The sequence below is a fragment of the Dyella halodurans genome, from assembly GCF_026283925.1.
In the GTDB taxonomy this organism is placed as follows: domain Bacteria; phylum Pseudomonadota; class Gammaproteobacteria; order Xanthomonadales; family Rhodanobacteraceae; genus Dyella; species Dyella halodurans.
In genome coordinates this window covers 260,458-279,696 of record NZ_JAPDPF010000004.1, presented here as the reverse complement: position 1 = coordinate 279,696, position 19,239 = coordinate 260,458, and the positions used below count along the sequence as shown (strand labels likewise).

The window sequence follows — 19,239 nt, the reverse complement described above, 5'->3', positions numbered from 1 at the left end:
GTTTCGCCTGCCAGTGCGTCAGGCAGTTCGCGCTTCGTCGACCACCAACGGCGGCGGGAATCGCGGTGCCAGGAAGCCATAGATCACAAACGTGAGCGCCATAGCGATCGTGCCGCCAAGCACGGCCTCCTTGCCGGACGCGTAGATGGCATAAGTGCTGTAAAGCATCGCAACGGCGACGACAAACGCATTCATCCGATAAGTGTGTTCGCCAACCCCGGCCTTTTTCATCATGATCATCAGGGCCGACAGGGAGATGATGTACGGCACCACATTGGTGACGACGGCGAGGTTGACCAGCACCGCAAACTGCTTGCTCAGGCTTGGGGACGCCGTTGATAACGCCAACGCACTCTGCACGATGCCCATGACGACCATGCCGATCACCGGTGCGGTGAGGCGGTTGGTCTTCGCGAAGAACTTCGGGAACATCCGCCCTTCGGCAGCTGTCTTGGCCGTCTGCGCGATGGTGAACTGCCATCCGAGCAGGGAGCCCAGGCAGGCAAGAATGGCCAGTGCCCGGATGACCGCACCGATGGTGGGGTTGAACATTTCCGAATAGGCGAGCGCGAACGGCGCGGTCGACTCGGCCAGTTGCGCATTCGGCACGATGCCCTGGATGACCGTGGTTGACAGTACGTAGACGGCGGCAGCGCCAAGCGTCCCAAGCATGCATGCGAGCGGAACATCGCGCTTCGGGTTCTCGACGGCGTCTGAGTTTTGTGCTGCAGACTCCATGCCAAGAAATGCCCATAGCGTGAGCGAAATGCTGGAGTCGATGCCCTCGAAAAGGCTTAGCCCTTTGGGATTCCAGGCAGCTGAAAAGGTGGCGCCCTTGAACCAGAACCAGCCAATGATGGACAAGCCGGCGACGGGAATGATCACGCCCCACACCGTGACGGAACCGATGCGACCGGTAATGCTTGGTCCACCGAAGTTCGCGATGGTGGTGAGCCAGAGCACTCCTATGACGCTGATGCAGGTCGCGATGGGCGTCACCGACATGCCGGGGAAAAACACCGCGAGATAGCCAACAGCGGAAATCGCGATCGCCACGTTGCCGATCGCCAGGGAAAGGAAGTAAAGAAAGAAGGTCAGGAAATAGCCGCCTTTTCCATAGGCGTCTTCGGCATACGCGGCCATGCCGCCAATACGCTGATTGAACAGGCCTGCCTGGGCAAACCCGTAGGCAATCGCCATCGATCCGAGCGCCGTGACTCCCCACGACAGCAGTGAAATGGCGCCGACTTGGGCCATATTGGCTGGCAGCATAATGATGCCGGAGCCCATCATGTTCACAGCGACCAAAAGGGTCAGCTGCATCATGGTCATTTTCTTGGTGCCGGGCATCTGATTCCTCCCCCATCCTTCGATGTCAAGGAGTTTCGTATCCGGCAGCTGGACACTCGATCCCTAGCCGGTCCGTTTCTGTCGCACCTGCGAAAGCAATAGCTGAGTCCCCATACGGTGTGAGACTTTGCGCGCGCACGGATCAAGGACGTGTGAATCGACGTAAGCATCAAGCAAGCGTAGAAACGTGTGCACGACGCTGTTTCGCGAGGTTATTTCTTGCCAGTGACGCATTCATCCCAGATGCACGGGGCAATCAGCGACGTCACTTAGTTGAAGCAAACTAAAGCAACAGCTGCACGCCGTATGGCATGCGCGGCGTCAGCTTGCACGTGAGGAAGAAGTTCACACCACTCAGTAAATTTACTGTCACAGCGCAGCAGCGCATCGTTCAGTGTGCGTCGCGGGAACTGCTCGGGGCCGCGCCCTGCGCGCCTTGTACTTGCCACGCGGCGACGGCTTGATCCAGGTTGTGGAACAGGCGTTCTTTGCCCAGGGTTGCGCCCAGCGGCGATCGCTGCACCATGGCCAGCACGCCCGGGTTAAGCCCGACCAGCCAGAGCGCGATGCCCCGCTCCGAGAGTTTCCTTTCCGCCTCGACCATCATCTTCAGCGCGGTGTACTCGAGATCGAATACGGCGCGCAGATGCAGTACGACCACGCGGGCATCCGCTTCGCTGATCAGCTGCTGGATCCTTTGGCCAAGGAGCCCTGCGTTGGCAAAGAAAATGCGCCCTTCGGGCCTGAGCAGCAGCAGGCCGGGAAACGTCTCGTCGCCGGAATGTTCCGCGGAAACAGGGCGGAAGACCGTCGTGCTAGGTTTGCGCCCCAGCACATAAACGGGCGGGTTGGAGACCTGGTGCGCGAGTGCTGCGAGCGAGACGACGATGGCCACCAGGATGCCTTGCAACGTGCCGAGCAATACCACACCTGCGCAGGCAACGAGGGCCCATATGAACTCCGTGCGCCGCACGGTGATGATGGCGCGAAATTCGGCGGGCTTGATCAGCCCGAGCGAGTACACGATGACCACCGCCGCGAGCGTCGCTTCCGGCATCTGACCGATAAAAGGGGCCAGCAGCAGCATGGTGCCGAGCGTCATGGAGGCCGTGACCAGTGCGGCCAGTTGGCTACGCGCGCCGACAAGCCGGTTCACCGCCGTCTGGGTGGTGCCACCGCCAGCCGGCATGGAGCCAAACAAGGCGCCGCCGATGTTGGCGAGGCCGGTCGCCACCAATTCCCGATTAGGTTGTGGCGTAGGCTCCCCGCGTTTAACAAAGGCCCGTCCAGAGGCGATCGTCTCGGTGAAGCTCATGAGTGCGATGCCCGCCGCAGCGGGCCAGAGCGACTGGATGAGTGACAGGTCCGGCCTGGTCAGCGAGGGAAGGCCGGTGGGCACGTGGCCGACAATCTCAACGCCATGCGACTGCAAGCCAAACAAGGCCACCGCACCGATTCCGCAAGCCACGGCAATCAACGGCGTGGGTGCGCGGGGCGCAAAGTGTTCCATCGTCACCAGGATGACGATGGTGGCGAGTCCGACCGTCAAGGTCGCCAGCGACGCGTGAGGAAAACCGCTGGCAATTGCCAGTACATTGTGCAAAAAGCCGCCCTTGGGAAAATGAATGCCGAGCAGCTTCGGCAACTGGTCGAGCACGATAACGACCGCAATACCTGCCTTGAAGCCGGTCAGCACAGGATCGGAGATGAAGTTCGCCACAAAGCCCAGGCGCAGGAGCGCGGCGAGCGTGAGCATGGCCCCAACGAGCAAGGTCAAGGTCGCCGAGGCTCTCAGCAACTCCGCCTCGCCGGCTCCCGGCGCCACCCGGGCAAGAGCCGTCCCCGCAAGGATCGCGAGCGTGGCCGTGGTGCTGACGCTGAGTGGCCGTGAGGATCCGAACAGCGCGTAGATCACCATCGGCAAGAATGACGTATAGAGCCCGACTTGCACGGGCAGTCCCGCTACCGTGGCGTACGCCAGGGCCTTCGGGAGGACGACGGCCGCAACGGTCATCCCCGCGATAACGTCGGGCTTGATCCAATCGCTGCGATAGTCGCGAATCCAGTCCAGCACCGGAAGGTGGCGACCCACGGTACGCGTCGATGAATCGTCTCGCATGGTGGTGAGTATACGGCCGCCCATTTCGGGGCGCTCGGGGACAGGGAGACACGTGCTGTCGGACAGTAAATTTACGATTCTCAAGGTCACTCGAATGGTGTGATATAGGCAGCGAACCTGTCGGGTCGGGAGCTTCGTTGCGATGGCTGCCCGATGTCGGTCGGCAAGCCATGCATGACGAGAAAGTCGGGTTGACCAGTAATAGAACGCACGCGGAGCTACGTAAAACTACGGTCCGTTCGTGACGAGCTGGACGCGCGGGGCACGGCGCTTCTCGGATTCATCGTGGTCATCAGCCCTTTGACCGACGCCAAAGGGAAGCCAGAAGGCGTGCTGGGGCACGTCGGCCATTCTTGCCGGTGAAAAGGTCTGAATGATGCACAGACTACCTGCCTATGTTGCCGTGACGCTCCTGTCTGCATGGTTATGCGCATGCAGCGGAAGCAAGCCTGAAGCCGCTGCCGCCCCACCCACCGAAGTGGGCGTCCTTATCGTGTCGCTACGCGACGTCCCGGTGCTGTATGAATTCGTGGGGCAGACCGAAAGTTCCCAGCAAGTGGAGATACGCGCGCGCGTCAATGGTTTTCTGGAGGAGCGTATCTATACGGAAGGCACCATGGTGCATGCCGGCGACGTGATGTTCCGCATGGATAGCAAGCCATTCGAAGCGGCGCTGGATGCCGCGCAAGCCGAACTCAGCCAACAGCGTGCGCGCCTCGATACGGCGCAGGCCAACCTCAATCGGGTCCGTCCACTGGCCGCCAAGAACGCGTTGAGCCAGAAGGATCTTGATGATGCGACCGGCCAGCAACAGGCAGCCGCTGCAGCGGTCGAGCAGGCGCGGGCCGATGTGATCAGCGCACAGCTCAATCTCGGCTACACCACCATCACCTCGCCCGTGACGGGACTGTCGAGCTTTGCCAAGAAGCAGAATGGCTCGTATATCGATGCCACCAACAGCTTGCTCACCTATGTGGCGAAGCTGGACCCCATGTGGGTGAATTTCTCCCTTTCCGAAAACGAAGTCTTGCGTTTACGCGATCAAACCGGTTCGGGTGCGCTCAAGCTGCCAGCGCGCGGCTTGCTGGAAGTGCAAATCGTGCTTGCTGACGGCAGCGTCTTTCCGGAGCGTGGTCATATCTCGTTCTCCGACGCCGCGCTCAACACGGAAACGGGAACGTATCTCGTGCGCGCGGTGTTTGAAAATCGCGAGGGTATCCTGCGACCAGGGCAGTTCGTGCGCGTGAAGGTTGCGGGTGCGGAGCGAACCAAGGCGATTTCCGTCCCGCAAGAAGCCGTGCAACAGGGCGAGCAGGGGTCGTTCGTATGGACGGTGACGGCTGACGGCAAGGCGCAGCCGCGGCTGGTGGAAACCGGCGAATGGAACGGCACTGACTGGATTGTCAACTCAGGCCTGCATGCCGGGGACCAGGTCATCGTGGATAACTTTATCCGGCTCGGGCCTGGCGCGGCGGTGAAGGCCCACCCCGCGAAACTCCCTGCCGCAGCGACGCCGACAGCGGTCGCAAAGCAGGGTGGTCCCAGCGCCGCCAGCACGACGCCTGCTCATGCCGGCGCCCCATCCCCGCAGGCGCACGCCGCGGCGAAGGCCGAGGTGCTCTTTGATATCGGTAGCGCACAAATCTCGGAACACGCGGCGTCGCAGCTTGCGCCCATTGCAGCACAGCTGCATGGCGCTTCGTCGGGCCGTGCCGTGATCTCGGGTTACGCCGACGCGTCTGGTTCGCCCGAGGCCAATCTCAAGCTGGCCGCCGCTCGCGCGAAGGCCGTGCGTTCGGCCTTGCTCGTGGCCGGCGTTGCGGAAGACCGGATCGAGCTGCGCCCACCGGCGGATATCACCGCGGGAACCAAGGATGAAGCGCGCCGCGTCGAGGTTACGGTGGTTCCCGAAGCAAAACCGGCCGCATCGAGAGAAGCGCAATGAATTTCTCGCACTTCTTCATTGACCGGCCGATTTTTGCATCGGTCGTGTCCATCATCCTCGTCGTTGCCGGCCTGGTGGCGATGATCAATCTGCCGATCGCGCAGTTTCCTGATATCGCGCCGCCCACGATCACGGTGACGGCCACCTATCCGGGTGCCAGCTCGGAGATCGTCGCGCAAAACGTCGCCGCACCGCTGGAGCAACAGATCAACGGCGCGGACAACATGATCTACATGAACTCGACGAGTTCATCGACGGGCAACCTGACCATCACCGGGTTCTTCAATATCGGCACGGACCCGTCGCTGGCCCAGGTCGATGTGCAGAACCGCGTGAACCTGGCGCTGCCGTTCTTGCCTGATGCTGTTACGGCCCAGGGTGTGTCGGTGCAGAAGCGCTCGTCGGCCTTCATGATGGTGATTGCGATCTATGCGCCCGACAACGCCTTCGATCAGCCCTATGTGGCCAACTACGCCAACGTCTATGTGCTCGATGCCCTGAAGCGGATTCCCGGCGCCAACCAGGCGGCGATCTTTGGTTCCGCCGACTACGCCATGCGTATTTGGCTGAAACCCGACCGCATGGCGAAGCTCGGCATCACCGTGGGTGATGTCCAGCAAGCGATTGCTTCGCAGAACCAGCAGTTTTCCGCGGGACGTATTGGCCAGGCGCCGACGCCGGGGCCGGTCCTGCAGACGTTTCCGATTGCCACCAAAGGCCGCATGACCCAGCCCTCGGAGTTCGAGGACATCATCCTGCGTGGGGGGACCGGCGATGCCGCCGCGCTGGTTCGCCTGAAGGACGTGGCTACGGCTGAATTGGGTTCGAAAGATTACACCTTGCGCGGACGATTCAACGGCAAGACAGCGACGCTGATTGCCGTCTATCAACAGTCGGGCGCCAATGCGCTCGATGTGTCAAAGAAGGTGCGCGCCACGCTCGAAGAACTCAAGAAGAGCTTTCCGCCGGGGCTCGATTACGAAGTCGCGCTCGACACCACGGAATTCGTGAAGGACTCGATTGGCGAGGTGGTGCACACGCTGGGAGAGGCGGTGCTCCTCGTCATCATCGTTGTCTACCTGTTCCTGCAGAGCTTCCGCGCCACCCTGGTGCCGATTTTGGCGGTCCCGGTATCGATCATCGGCACCTTTATCGGCATGAGCGCACTTGGTTTCTCGATCAATATGCTGACCTTGTTCGGCATGGTTCTGGCGATCGGCATCGTGGTGGACGACGCGATCGTGGTCATCGAAAACGTCGAACGCAATATGACCGAGTTCAAGCTGGAGCCCAAGGCGGCGGCCAAGAAGGCGATGGATGAGGTCAGCGGTCCCGTCATTGCCATCGTACTGGTCCTGCTCGCGGTGTTTATCCCGGTGGCGTTTCTCTCCGGCATCACCGGGCAACTCTACAAGCAGTTCGCGGTGACGATCGCCGTGTCCGTGCTGCTGTCGGGCGTGGTGGCGCTGACCTTGTCACCGGCACTCGCCGCGATCCTGCTCAAACCCGGTAGCCACAAGAAAAATCGCTTCTTTACCTGGTTCAATACCCAGTTCGACCGCTTCACGGAAGGCTATGGTCGCGCCGTGCAGTTGGCGATCAAGCGCGTGGTCGCTTCCTTGCTGATCATCGCAGGCATGATCGCGATCATGGTGGGGCTGTTCAGGCACATTCCCACGTCATTTCTTCCGACCGAAGACCAGGGCTATATATTTGCCGCCGTGATGCTCCCTGATGCGGCCAGTCTGGATCGGACCAGCGACTTGTCGAAACGCGCCGAGGACTGGTTTGCCAAGCAGCCTGGCGTGGCGTCGATCGCCGCGCCAGTCGGCTACAGCCTGATCGATTCCCAGTACAAGGCCAACGCGGGCACCTTGTTCGTGACGCTGAAGAGCTTTGCAGAGCGTGGCGAAGGGCAGGGAGCGGCCGACCTCATCAAGGACTCGCACAAGGCCTTCGCTGCTTTCACCGAGGGCGCGGTGGTGGCCGTGAACCCGCCATCCATTCCCGGTCTCGGTACCACCGGCGGCTTCGAGTTCTGGTTGCAGAGTACCGGCAGTGGTAGTTACCAGATGCTCGAGGCGACCACCCGCGCGTTTATCGCCAAGGCGAAACAGCGACCGGAGCTGCGCGGGGTGAATTCACTGATCAACACCCGCTCGCGCCAGTTGTTGGTGGAGGTCGATCGTGAGCGCACCGAATCGCAGGGGGTTGCCGTACAGGACGTCTACTCGGTCCTGCAGACGATGTTTGGATCGCTGTATGTGAGCCAGTTTCCCAAGAGCAGTCGACTGTTCCAGGTGATCATGCAGGCGGAGCCGCAATATCGCATGCGGCCGGAGGATCTCCAGCAGCTCTATGTCAGGAACAAGAACCACGACATGGTCCCGATCAAGTCCATGACGACCAGTCGATATGTGGCGGGCGCTGATATCGTTACGCGTTTCAATAACTTTCCCGCCGCCAAGATCACCGGCGACGCGGCCCCGGGTTACAGCTCCGGCCAGGCCATTGCGGCCATGGAAGACACGGCGCGAGAGGTGCTTGGCGCCGGCTACAGCTACGGCTGGAGCGGCCAGGCGTTCGAAGAAAAAACCGCAGGATCGACAGCGGCTGCCGTGTTCGCCTTCGCGCTCGGTATGGTGTTCCTCATTCTTGCAGCGCAGTACGAAAAGTGGTCGCTGCCACTCGGTGTGCTGATGGCCGTGCCGTTCGCGCTGTTTGGCGCTCTCGTCGGCATCTTGTTGCGCGGCATGGAAAACGACGTGTATTTCCAGATCGGCCTGACCGTGCTGATTGCACTGGCAGCGAAGAACGCAATCCTGATTTTCGAGTTTGCCGTCGAGATGCGCGAGAAGGAGGGGCTGAACGCCTACGACGCGTCGCTGCACGCGGCCAAGCTGCGCCTGCGCCCGATCATCATGACGTCGTTGGCCTTCATTCTAGGCTGCGTGCCGTTGGCGATCGCCAGTGGTGCCTCCGCCGCCAGCCGCCGCTCCCTGGGCACCGGTGTCGTGTTTGGCATGCTGGGCGCCACGGTGATCGCGCTGCTGTTCATTCCGATGTTCTTCTGGGGCCTGGAAACGCTGTCGGCCGGCAAGAAGCCCGCCAAGTCAGCGCCGTCCGGGACGGAACCCTCCAAGCCCGACGATGATCATCCGTCGGTCGGTCAGGAGGGATGAGATGCGACGCGCCTGGCTATGCTGGACCTGGGTCGCATGCAGCGTGACCTTTTATGGCTGTGCCGTCGGGCCCGATTATCACCGGCCGACCATCGATACGCCTGCCAATTTTCGCTATGCGGATGTCCAGGCCCTGCAGGCGAGCACGGCGGACTGGTGGTCCCAGTTCAATGACCCCGTGCTGAACGCGCTGATTCAGCAGGCGATTGAACAGAACAAGGATCTGCTGGTCGCTACGGCGCGGATAGACGAGTATTACGGCCGCCTGATGACCACCCGGTCGGCGCTCTATCCGCAGCTCTCCGCCGGCCTTTCCGGTGGCCGCGAGCGGCAACCGGCCACGCCCCTGACGCGGGAGTATGAGACGACGCAGGTGCAGGCGAGCGTGATGGCCTCGTGGGAGATCGATTTGTTTGGCCGCTTGCGCCGCCTGCGCGAGTCCGCCCGCGCCGACTTGCTAGGTACCGAGTACGCGCGCGACGCGACGCTGATCTCACTGGAGGCCAGTGTCGCGACGGCCTATATCAGCCTGCGCGATCTTGATCAGCGCCTGGTGATTTCACGCGCCACGCTCGAAACCCGTGCCGAGGCGCTGAAGTTGTACAAGGAGCGCTTCGAGGGGGGTGTGGTATCACAGGTCCAGGTGAGCCAGGCGGACTCCGAATATGCGGTTGCCCTGGCATCGGAGCACGACTTCGAGCAGCAGATTGCCCAGCAGGAAAACGCGTTGTCGCTCCTGCTCGGTCAGAACCCGGGGCCGATCCCGCGCGGCAAGCCCATCAATCAGATCGCCGTGCCGAGCATTCCAGCGGGCCTGCCTTCGTCGCTGCTGGACCAGCGCCCCGATATTCGCCAGGCGGAGCAGGCCCTGGTTTCGGCGAACGCGCAGATCGGTGCTGCGCGAGCACAGTATTTTCCGACCATCAGCCTGACAGGCTTGTTTGGTGCGGCGAGTACCGCGCTATCTTCGTTATGGAGCGGGCCAGCGAAATTGTGGTCATATGCGGGCGCGGCGTCGGTGCCGATCTTTACCGCCGGGGCCATTGCGGGTACGGTCAAGCAGGCGGAGGCACGCCAGCAGGAAGCGCTGTTCACCTATCAGTCAACCATACAGAGCGCGTTCGCCGATGTTGAAGATGCGCTCGTGGGCGAACAACAAACAAGAGAACAGTTGGCAGCCGTCGATCGGCAGGTCAGGGCACTGGGCCAGTATGCGTCGCTGTCACGTGCGCTGAACGAAGGTGGCTACACCAGCTATCTGGAGGTCGTCGATGCCGAGCGCAGCCTGTTCAATGCCGAGTTGTCGCAGTCGAGTCTGCAAGGACTGCGCCTTATCCAGGTCGTGAACGTCTACAAGGCGCTCGGCTACGGCTGGCCGGTGGGCAATGCGCCCGTGGCATCGAATGCGGCGCCCCATGCTGGGGTGCCGGCAACTGGTGTGCCATCGCCGCAGGCGCAGTGAATACTCGCCTCCCTCCACGGCAATTCGGCACTCGAGCAAGCGCATGACGCCAAGCGGTGGCGCTCCGGGAAGCGCCACTATCTGCCGCATGACGAGTGTCTGTAGCCGATCCTATGACTTGCCAAGGTCATGCCGGCGTGAACAACGGTTGCTTCGGCGAGCGTTGTCGACGCTGAACGGGACGCTGCGCATGTTCTGCTTGCCCGTCGCACGCAGCGCGGGACTCGGAGCTCGGATGGAACATTGAGTCATTCAGTTCGGTCTCGATGTGATGCTGACTTTGCATGCGTGCGCGCCAGCATGATGCGGACGTCGTCTCGCGCAGCACGCGGAACGTGCATGACGGCGAGCAGACTTCGGCGAAGTTGGCTTTCACGCAACCGTCCCCGAGACTGGGTTACAACGGCTTGGCGTTCCCAGTGACGGGTTAGCGCATGCCAGCATCGGCATCTTCTTGCGGCCACTTAGCGCACCGATAGATCCCCGATGGGACTGCGAACTTTGAAGATCAGCAACCCACTCGCCTCCGTCAAGATTCATCCGCCTTGGGTCGCACTACGCCGACCATCCACGTCTCGCGAAAGCATCGAGCAGCAACCGGCGCTTCGATCGGAGCTATTCAGCGCCGATCAAATGGATATGTACGGAGCCGTGCTGGCGGGTCGGCATCGAACCATTGCCGAGTCGAAGGCAAATTCCCTGCTGGCGCGTCTGGCCGACAACAAGCTGGTGCTGGCGCGCGCCTGCGAAAAGCTGACCCACAACATTCGGTCCGGCCGTCGAATCACGCCCGCAGGCGAGTGGTTGCTCGACAACTACTATCTGATCGAGGAGCAGGTGCGCATTGCGCAGAGGCATCTGCCCAGGAGCTATAGCCGCGAGCTTCCCAGTCTCTTGAGCGGAGCGTCGGCAGGATTGCCCCGCGTTTACGACATCGCGCTGGAGACGATCTCGCACGGCGATGGCCGGGTCGGTATCGAGAGCCTCGCGCTCTTCATCGCTTCCTATCAGACCGTGTCGCCGCTGACCTTGGGCGAACTCTGGGCCATCCCGATCATGCTGCGCCTGGCCCTGATCGAGAACCTGCGCCGCGTGGCTGCGCGCGTCATGGTCGAATGGAATGACCGAAACCTGGCAGCCCAGTGGGCCGACCGGATGACCGAGATCACCGAGCGGGATCCGAAAAGCGTCGTGCTGGCCGTTGCCGACATGGCGCGTTCGGATCCATCGATGTCGAGTTCGTTTGTCGCCGAGCTAACCCGGCGACTGCAAGGGCAGGGGCCGGCGTTGGCACTGCCGCTGAACTGGATCGAGCAACGGCTCGCCGAATCGGGCCTGAGCATCGAGCACCTTGTGCAAATGGAGGCCCAGCAACAGGCGGCTGACCAGGTTTCCATCGGCAACAGCATTGGCAGCCTGCGCATGCTGTCGGCCACGGATTGGCGCGAATTCGTGGAAAGCACCAGCGTCGTCGAGCACACGCTGCGCCTGGATCCCTCTGGCGTATATCCAAACATGGATTTCGCCACGCGCGATCACTACCGTCACGTGGTGGAGCGCCTGGCCCGGAAGAACAAGCTTGCGGAAGGCGAAGTGGCGCAAGCCGCTTTGGCCCTGTCACTTGATAGCGCCACACAGGCGGGGCGGTCGTCCATCGAGGCGCATCTTGGTTGGTATCTGGTCGACCGGGGCCTACCCAGCCTGGAGCGGCGCATCGGCTCGGGTCGAAGCTCATTTATCGCCCGGCAACGGTTTTTCTTGCGGCCGCCGCTCAAGCTCTATCTGGGCTTGATCTTGCTGGTTACGCTGCTGCTCGCGTGGCCCTTGGTATCGACCCTGCAACATGCCGGCATGCGCACCTGGTTGTGCGCGCTCATGGCCGTTCCGCTTGGGCTGGCTGCCAGCCAGTTATCCATTGCGCTGGTGAACTGGCTGGTGACGGTCGCCGTCAAACCGCAAATGCTGCCGCGCATGGACTATGCGTCGGGACTGCCCGCGCACGCGCGCACCCTGGTCGTGGTTCCCTCGTTGCTGTCGAATTTGCAGGACGTGGATGACCTCATCGATGGCTTGGAAGTGCGTTTTCTGGCCAATCGCGACCGCTTCCTGCATTTCGCGCTGCTATCCGATTTTGCCGATGCGCAGGAGGAAGTGCAGGAGCGGGACGCCTCGTTGCTGGCCTTGGCGCGGCAGCGTATCGAGGCGCTCAATGCGACTTACGCGGAAGAGGAACGCGACCGGTTCTTCCTGTTGCATCGGCCTCGCCGCTGGGAGCCGGCCGACAAGCTATGGATGGGATATGAACGCAAGCGCGGAAAGCTCGCCGAACTCAATGCGCTGTTGCGCGGCGGCAACGCCGAACGATTCCTGCTGATCGTCGGTCGCCGCGACTTGCTTGGCGACATGAAGTACGTCATTACGCTGGACACCGATACCCAGCTGCCGCGGGACTCGGCGCACCAGTTCGTCGGTGCCATGGACCATCCACTCAACCGGCCGGTGATGGATGCTGGCCGCCGTCGCGTCGTCTCCGGTTACGGCATCCTGCAACCGCGGGTCGGTCTTAGCCTCGCCAGCGCTGCGCGCTCTGCGTATACGGGTCTGTTCAGCAGTGGCGCCGGCATCGACCCGTATACGCGGGCGGTTTCCGACGTCTACCAGGATCTCTTCCGCGAAGGGTCCTTCATAGGCAAGGGCATCTATGACGTGGATGCGTTTGAAGCGACCATGGGCGGGCGCTTTCCGGACAACAGTATTCTCAGCCACGACTTGCTGGAGGGCTGCTATGCGCGCTCGGGCCTGATCAGCGACGTGGAACTCTATGAGGAGTATCCATCGCGCTACAGCGCCGACGTAAGTCGTCGTCATCGCTGGATTCGCGGTGACTGGCAACTATTGCCGTGGCTGATGCCGCGCACGCCTACGCAGGACGGGCGGCGCGAATGGAATCCACTGTCGACACTCTCCCGCTGGAAGATCCTCGACAACCTGCGTCGAAGCCTGGTGCCGGCTTCGCTGTTGACGCTGTTCCTGTTCGGCTGGTTAGGGCTGCCCGGGCGGCCGTGGTGGACGGCTGCGATTCTCGCGGTGGTACTGGTGCCGCCACTGTTCGCCTCGCTGCTCGAGCTGGTGCGCAAGTCGCGTGACATGCGCTTTGCCCAGCACCTGCGCGTCGCTCTTCAGTCCAGCGCGCAGCACTTCCTGCATGCGCTGGTCTTGCTGGCCTGGCTGCCGCACGAGGCGTTATACAGCCTCGACGCGGTCCTGCGCACGCTGTGGCGCATGGGTGTCAGTCGACGTCGCATGCTCCAATGGAGCGTCTCCAGGGATACCGAGCGAACCAGCGCCGGGAGCCTGGCCGGGTTCTGCCGCCTGATGTGGGTCGCGCCGACCCTGTCGCTTGCCGTGACTGCGGCGCTGATCCGCTGGCAACCGGCCATGCTTGCGGTTGCCAGTCCCTTCCTGCTGCTTTGGTTCGTCTCACCGGCGCTGGCATGGTGGATCAGCCGACCCATCGCACGCGTGGCGTTTACCCTCTCGGCAGGCGAGCTGCGATTCCTGCGCAGGCTGTCGCGCAAGACGTGGGCATTCTTCGAGACCCATGTCGGCCCCGAGGACAACTGGCTTCCGCCGGACAATATGCAAGAGCAGCCGGTCGCGGTGGTGGCGCACCGCACGTCGCCGACCAATATGGGGCTGTCGCTGCTGGCGAATCTGGCGGCCTACGATTTTGGCTATGTGAGCCTGACCCGGCTGCTTGACCGCACAGAGCAGGCGCTGCGCACGATGCAGTCGATGGAGCGCTATCGAGGGCATTTCTACAACTGGTACGACACGCAAACCCTCAAGCCGTTGCCGCCCACCTACGTCTCTTCGGTGGACAGTGGAAACCTGGCGGGGCACCTGCTGACGTTGCGCGCGGGCCTGCTGGCCCTGGCCGATGACGCGCTGTTCGATATGCGCCTGCACGAAGGGCTCAAGGACACGCTCGACGTCTTGCGCAAGGCAGTGCAGGCCGCGGGCGGGGCGGCGGACACGCTCGATGGCTTGCGCTTCGCTCTGCGCGCTGCCATGGAAGCGCCGCCGCTGAGCATGGACGAGGCCCATGCGGTCGCCCGGCAATGGTTGGCCGAGAGTGAGGCCATCGCGGCGACCTTACGTGCGCGCGGCAACGCCGAGGTCGATTTCTGGACCGAGGCCTTGCTTAGGCAGTGCCGGGACATCGATGACCATGCGCGCCAGCTGAAATGGCTGCCGGCGATCGACCCAGTGGAAGGGCAAGCTCGCTTGCCGAGCTTGCGCCAGGCGTCCCTGATCGATCCGGACAGCGATAACGAGGTGCAGGGGCATGCGATCACGCTGTTGGCCGCGATCGATCGGCTCGCCAAGCAGGCCGGCGACATGGCGGTGATGGAGTTTGATTTTCTGTACGACGGCCAGCGCGATCTGCTCTCCATTGGCTACAACGTGGACGAGCGCCGGCTTGATACCAGCTTCTACGATTTGCTGGCGTCGGAGGCGCGACTGGCGAGTTTCGTGGCGATCGCGCAAGAGCAGCTGCCGCAGGAAGGATGGTTCACCCTGGGAAGGCTGCTGACGACGGCAGCGGGCCTGCCGGTGCTGCTGTCCTGGACGGGCTCGATGTTCGAATACCTGATGCCGATGCTGGTGATGCCGAGCTATGGCGGCACCTTGCTCGACCAGACCTGCCGCGTCGCGGTGGCAAGACAGATCGAATATGGCGGCCAACTGGGCTTGCCATGGGGCGTTTCCGAATCCGGCTACAACACGCTCGACGCCCAGTTCAATTATCAATACCGGGCCTTTGGCGTGCCTGGTCTCGGCCTGAAGCGGGGCCTGGGTGACGAAATGGTCGTCGCGCCGTATGCGACGGTGCTGGCGCTGATGGTGGCGCCCGCGGCGGCGAGTGCCAACCTGCGCAGGCTGGTAGGCGATGGCATGGAAGGGCGCTTCGGGCTGTACGAAGCGGTTGACTACACGCCGGCGCGCCTTCCACGCGGGCAGGATGCGGCGGTCATCCGCTCCTTCATGGCGCATCACCAGGGCATGAGTCTATTGGCCCTGGACTACTTGCTGCAGCAGCGGCCGATGCAGAAGCGCTTCGAGTCCGACCCCTCGCTGCAAGCGACCCTGCTGCTATTGCAGGAACGCGTGCCCAGGGCGGCAGTGGAGTTTGTGCATGCCACGGAATTCCCCTCGGTCGTCGCGACTGCGCCAACGCCCGAACCGACCTTGCGCGTGTTTACCGATCCGGACCGTGCACGCCCGGCGCTGCAGCTGCTCTCCAATGGCCGCTATCACGTGATGGTGAGCAGCGCGGGCGGCGGCTACAGCCGCTGCCGCGAACTGGCCGTCACCCGCTGGCAGGAAGACATCAGCTGCGACAATTCGGGCATGTTCTGCTATCTGCGCGATGTGGCCAGCGGCGAGTTCTGGTCCGGCTCGCACCAGCCGGCGTTGCGGGATGTCGAGCACTACGAGGCGATCTTCTCCGATGCGCGCGCTGAATTCCGCGTGCGCGAAAACGACTTCGACGCGCATACCGAGATCGTGGTCTCACCCGAGGACGACATCGAGCTGCGCCGCATCCGCATCACCAATCGCGGTCGCACGTGGCGGACCATCGAGGTCACCACCTATGCCGAGGTGGTGCTCGCGCCGGCCATTTCCGACGCCATGCACCCCGCCTTCAGCAACCTGTTCGTGCAGACCGAACTGGTGCCGGCCTTGCAGGCCATCATCTGCACGCGGCGCCCGCGCTCCAGCCAGGAGATCGTGCCGTGGATGTGCCACCTGATCGCCGTGCACGACGCCGACATCGACGAAATCTCCTACGAGACGGATCGCGCCCGCTTCATCGGGCGTGGATGCAGCGTGGCCCGTCCCCAGGTGATGAGTGGCCAGGGCGACGACTACCGTCGCCTGTCCAACAGCGAGGGCTCGGTGCTCGATCCGATCGTGGCCATTCGTTGCCGCATCTCGCTGGAACCGGGTCGTTCGGCCGTGGTGGACATGGTGACCGGGGTGGGCCAGTCGCGCGATGCCTGCCTTGCGCTGATCGCGAAATATCGCGATCGCCATCTGGCCGACCGCGTGTTCGACCTGGCCTGGACCCATAGCCAGGTGTTGCTGCGCCAACTCAACGCGAGCCTGGGCGATGCGCAGCTCTACGAACAAATGGCCACTTCCATCGTCTATGCCAACCCCGCACTGCGGGCCGAGGCGGGCATCCTGCGCGCCAACCGCCGCGGCCAGTCGGCTCTGTGGGGACAGTCGATCTCGGGCGACCTGCCGATTGCGCTCGTGCATATCGCCGACCTGTCCAATATCGAGCTGGTACGGCAGATGGTGCAGGCCCACGCTTATTGGCGGCTGAAGGGCTTGACGGTGGATCTGGTGGTCTGGAACGAGGACCACGCGGGTTACCGCCAGCAGCTGCAGGACATGATCATGGGCTTGATCACCTCGGGCGTGGAAGCGAGCCTGATCGATCGTCCGGGCGGCATCTTCGTGCGTTCGGTGCAGCAGATATCCAACGAAGATCGCATCCTGGTGCAGGCGGCCGCACGCCTGGTGCTGTTCGACAATGCGGGCAGCCTGGCCGAGCAGGTGGGGCGTCGGCGCCTGCGCACGCGCCCGGCGCTACTGAGGCCCACCACGAACTACGGCGATGTACCGGAGCCTGCGGTCGCGCCATCGTCGACAGCGGAAGCGTTGTTGCTGGCCAATCCCTATGGCGGCTTCAGCGCGGATGGCAGCGAGTACGTGATCGACCTGGACGCGGGCAAGCCCACGCCGGCGCCCTGGTCCAACGTACTGGCCAATCCGCAGTTCGGCTGCGTGGTGTCCGAAAGCGGCGGGAGCTATACCTGGGCCGAGAACGCGCACGAATTCCGTCTCACTCCCTGGGCGAACGATCCAGTCACCGATGCCAGTGGCGAGGCGATCTACCTGCGCGACGAACAAACCGGTCAGTTCTGGTCGCCCACGCCCTTGCCGCGACGCGGCAGCGGGCCATACCGCACCCGTCACGGCTTCGGCTATTCGGTGTTCGAGCATGACGAGCGCGGCATCCAGACCGAGCTGTGGACGTATGTCGATCTGGAATTCCCGGTCAAGTTCAACGTGCTGAAGATCCGCAACAAGTCCGGCCGGCCACGGCGGCTTTCCGCCACCGGCTACGTCGAATGGGTGCTGGGCGATCTGCGCTCGCGCACCGCGATGCACGTGGTGACCGAAACGGATCCGGTCACCGGCGCGATCTTCGCCCGTAATGCCTACAACATGGAATTTCCGGGCCGGGTGGCGTTCTTTGATCTGCACCATCATGCACGCACGCTCACCGGCGACCGGACCGAATTTCTTGGCCGCAACGGCAATCGCCACGCACCCGCGGCGATGGCGCACGCGCGACTCTCGGGCCAGGTAGGCGCGGGGCTGGACCCGTGCGCGGCCCTGCAGCTCGCATTCGAGCTGGACGACGGCGACGAGTACGAGATCATTTTTCGCCTGGGCGTGGCCGGCGATGCGAAGGCCGCGAGCGACATGGTGCAGCGACTGCGCGGGCAGGGCACGGCGACCGCGGCGCTCGACGCGGTGCGCATGCATTGGCGCTGGACCCTGGGCAAGGTCCAGGTGCAGACGCCCGATCCGGCGGTGAATGTACTCGCCAACGGCTGGTTGATGTACCAGACCATGGCGTGCCGCTTCTTCGCGCGCAGTGGCTACTACCAGTCCGGTGGTGCATTTGGTTTTCGCGATCAGTTGCAGGATTCGATGGCGATGATCTACGCCAGTCCGCATCGGGTGCGGCAGCACCTGTTGCTATGCGCGGCCCACCAGTTCGTCGAGGGCGATGTCCAGCATTGGTGGCATCCGCCGCTCGACCGGGGTGTGCGCACGCAATGTTCCGACGATTATCTGTGGCTACCGCTGGTGACCAGTCGCTATGTAGTTACGACGGGCGACGTTGGCGTGCTCGATGAAAGTGCCGGCTACCTGGAAGGTCGGCTGGTCAATCCGGATGAGGAGTCGTACTACGACCTGCCGGCTCGCTCGGAGTTGCATGAGCCCTTGTACGAGCATTGCGTGCGGGCGATCCGCCACGCCTCGCGACGCGGTGTCCACGGACTGCCTCTGATCGGCGCCGGGGACTGGAATGACGGCATGAATAAGGTCGGCGAGCATGGTCGCGGCGAGAGTGTCTGGCTTGGCTTCTTCCTCTACGACGTACTGCTGCGCTTCGCACCGATATCGCGGCGCCGGGGCGACGAGCCATTTGCGACTTATTGCGAGGCGGAAGCGGCCAAGCTGCAGGCCAATCTCGAAGCGCATGCCTGGGATGGCGCATGGTATCGGCGCGCCTATTTCGACGACGGCACGCCGCTGGGCTCGTCTGGCAACGACGAGTGCCGGATCGATTCGATTGCACAAAGCTGGTCGGTGCTGTCGGGCGCAGCAGGCGAGGCACGCACCAGGCAGGCCATGCAATCGCTGGATCAGCACCTGGTGCGTCGTGACGTGGGGCTGATCCAGCTGCTTGATCCGCCGTTCGATCGATCGGCGCTCGATCCGGGCTATATCAAGGGTTATGTGCCCGGCGTGCGCGAAAACGGCGGACAGTACACGCATGCAGCCATCTGGGCGACGATGGCCTTTGCCAAGCTGGGTGACGGCGCTCGCGCGTGGGAGTTGTTGCGGATGATCAATCCCGTGAGTCATGGCATGACCGACGAGGCGATCGACACCTACAAAGTGGAACCCTATGTGGTCTCGGCCGACGTCTACGCCGTGGCCCCGCACGTGGGGCGTGGCGGGTGGAGCTGGTATACCGGATCGGCTGGCTGGATGTATCGCCTGATCGTCGAATCGTTGCTGGGACTGCGCCTGGAGGGCGAGCGCCTATGCATCACGCCGGTGCTGCCGCCCGACTGGGCCTCGTTCAAGCTCGACTATCGGCATCACGAGACGGACTACCACATTACCGTTACCCGCACGGACGATCTCATTGATGGCATCAAGCTCAACCTGGACCGCAAGCCGCAGGCGGATCAATGCATCTTGCTGTTCGATGATGGCCGGGATCACTACGTGGAAGTGCGCCTCCCTGGCGCCGTCTAGGCGCCTCGCAAGCACATCACGTCGCGGCCATGTCGTCCTT

General features: G+C 62.9%; 6 protein-coding genes. 4 read left to right on the top strand and 2 right to left on the bottom strand.

The window, feature by feature from the left end; genetic code table 11:
• Window positions 1–18: 18 nt before the first annotated feature.
• Window positions 19–1,350 carry a putrescine-ornithine antiporter gene (potE, locus tag OUZ49_RS10225; protein WP_266150283.1) on the bottom strand — a complete coding sequence of 444 codons (1,332 nt, stop codon included), beginning with the start codon at window positions 1,348–1,350 and terminating at the stop codon, window positions 19–21.
• Window positions 1,351–1,741: 391 nt separating this feature from the next.
• Window positions 1,742–3,493 carry a SulP family inorganic anion transporter gene (locus tag OUZ49_RS10220; protein WP_266150282.1) on the bottom strand — a complete coding sequence of 584 codons (1,752 nt, stop codon included), beginning with the start codon at window positions 3,491–3,493 and terminating at the stop codon, window positions 1,742–1,744.
• 469 nt (window positions 3,494–3,962) lie between these two features.
• Here OUZ49_RS10220 and OUZ49_RS10215 point away from each other — a divergent pair, with 469 nt between their 5' ends.
• From OUZ49_RS10215 to OUZ49_RS10200, 4 genes are all read left to right on the top strand, one after another.
• Window positions 3,963–5,414 carry an efflux RND transporter periplasmic adaptor subunit gene (locus OUZ49_RS10215; protein ID WP_266150281.1) on the top strand — a complete coding sequence of 484 codons (1,452 nt, stop codon included), beginning with the start codon at window positions 3,963–3,965 and terminating at the stop codon, window positions 5,412–5,414.
• Entirely contained in the window at window positions 5,411–8,596 is a 3,186-nt protein-coding gene (locus tag OUZ49_RS10210; RefSeq protein WP_266150280.1) for an efflux RND transporter permease subunit, read from the top strand. Before OUZ49_RS10215 ends, OUZ49_RS10210 begins: the two co-directional genes overlap by 4 nt.
• 1 nt (window position 8,597) lies before the next feature.
• Window positions 8,598–10,058: an efflux transporter outer membrane subunit gene (locus OUZ49_RS10205; protein WP_266150279.1), complete on the top strand. Its 1,461-nt coding sequence runs from the start codon at window positions 8,598–8,600 to the stop codon at window positions 10,056–10,058.
• Window positions 10,059–10,544: 486 nt separating this feature from the next.
• Window positions 10,545–19,199, top strand: coding sequence for a glycoside hydrolase family 94 protein (locus OUZ49_RS10200; RefSeq protein ID WP_380004355.1), 8,655 nt, complete (start codon window positions 10,545–10,547; stop codon window positions 19,197–19,199).
• Window positions 19,200–19,239: the final 40 nt, after the last annotated feature.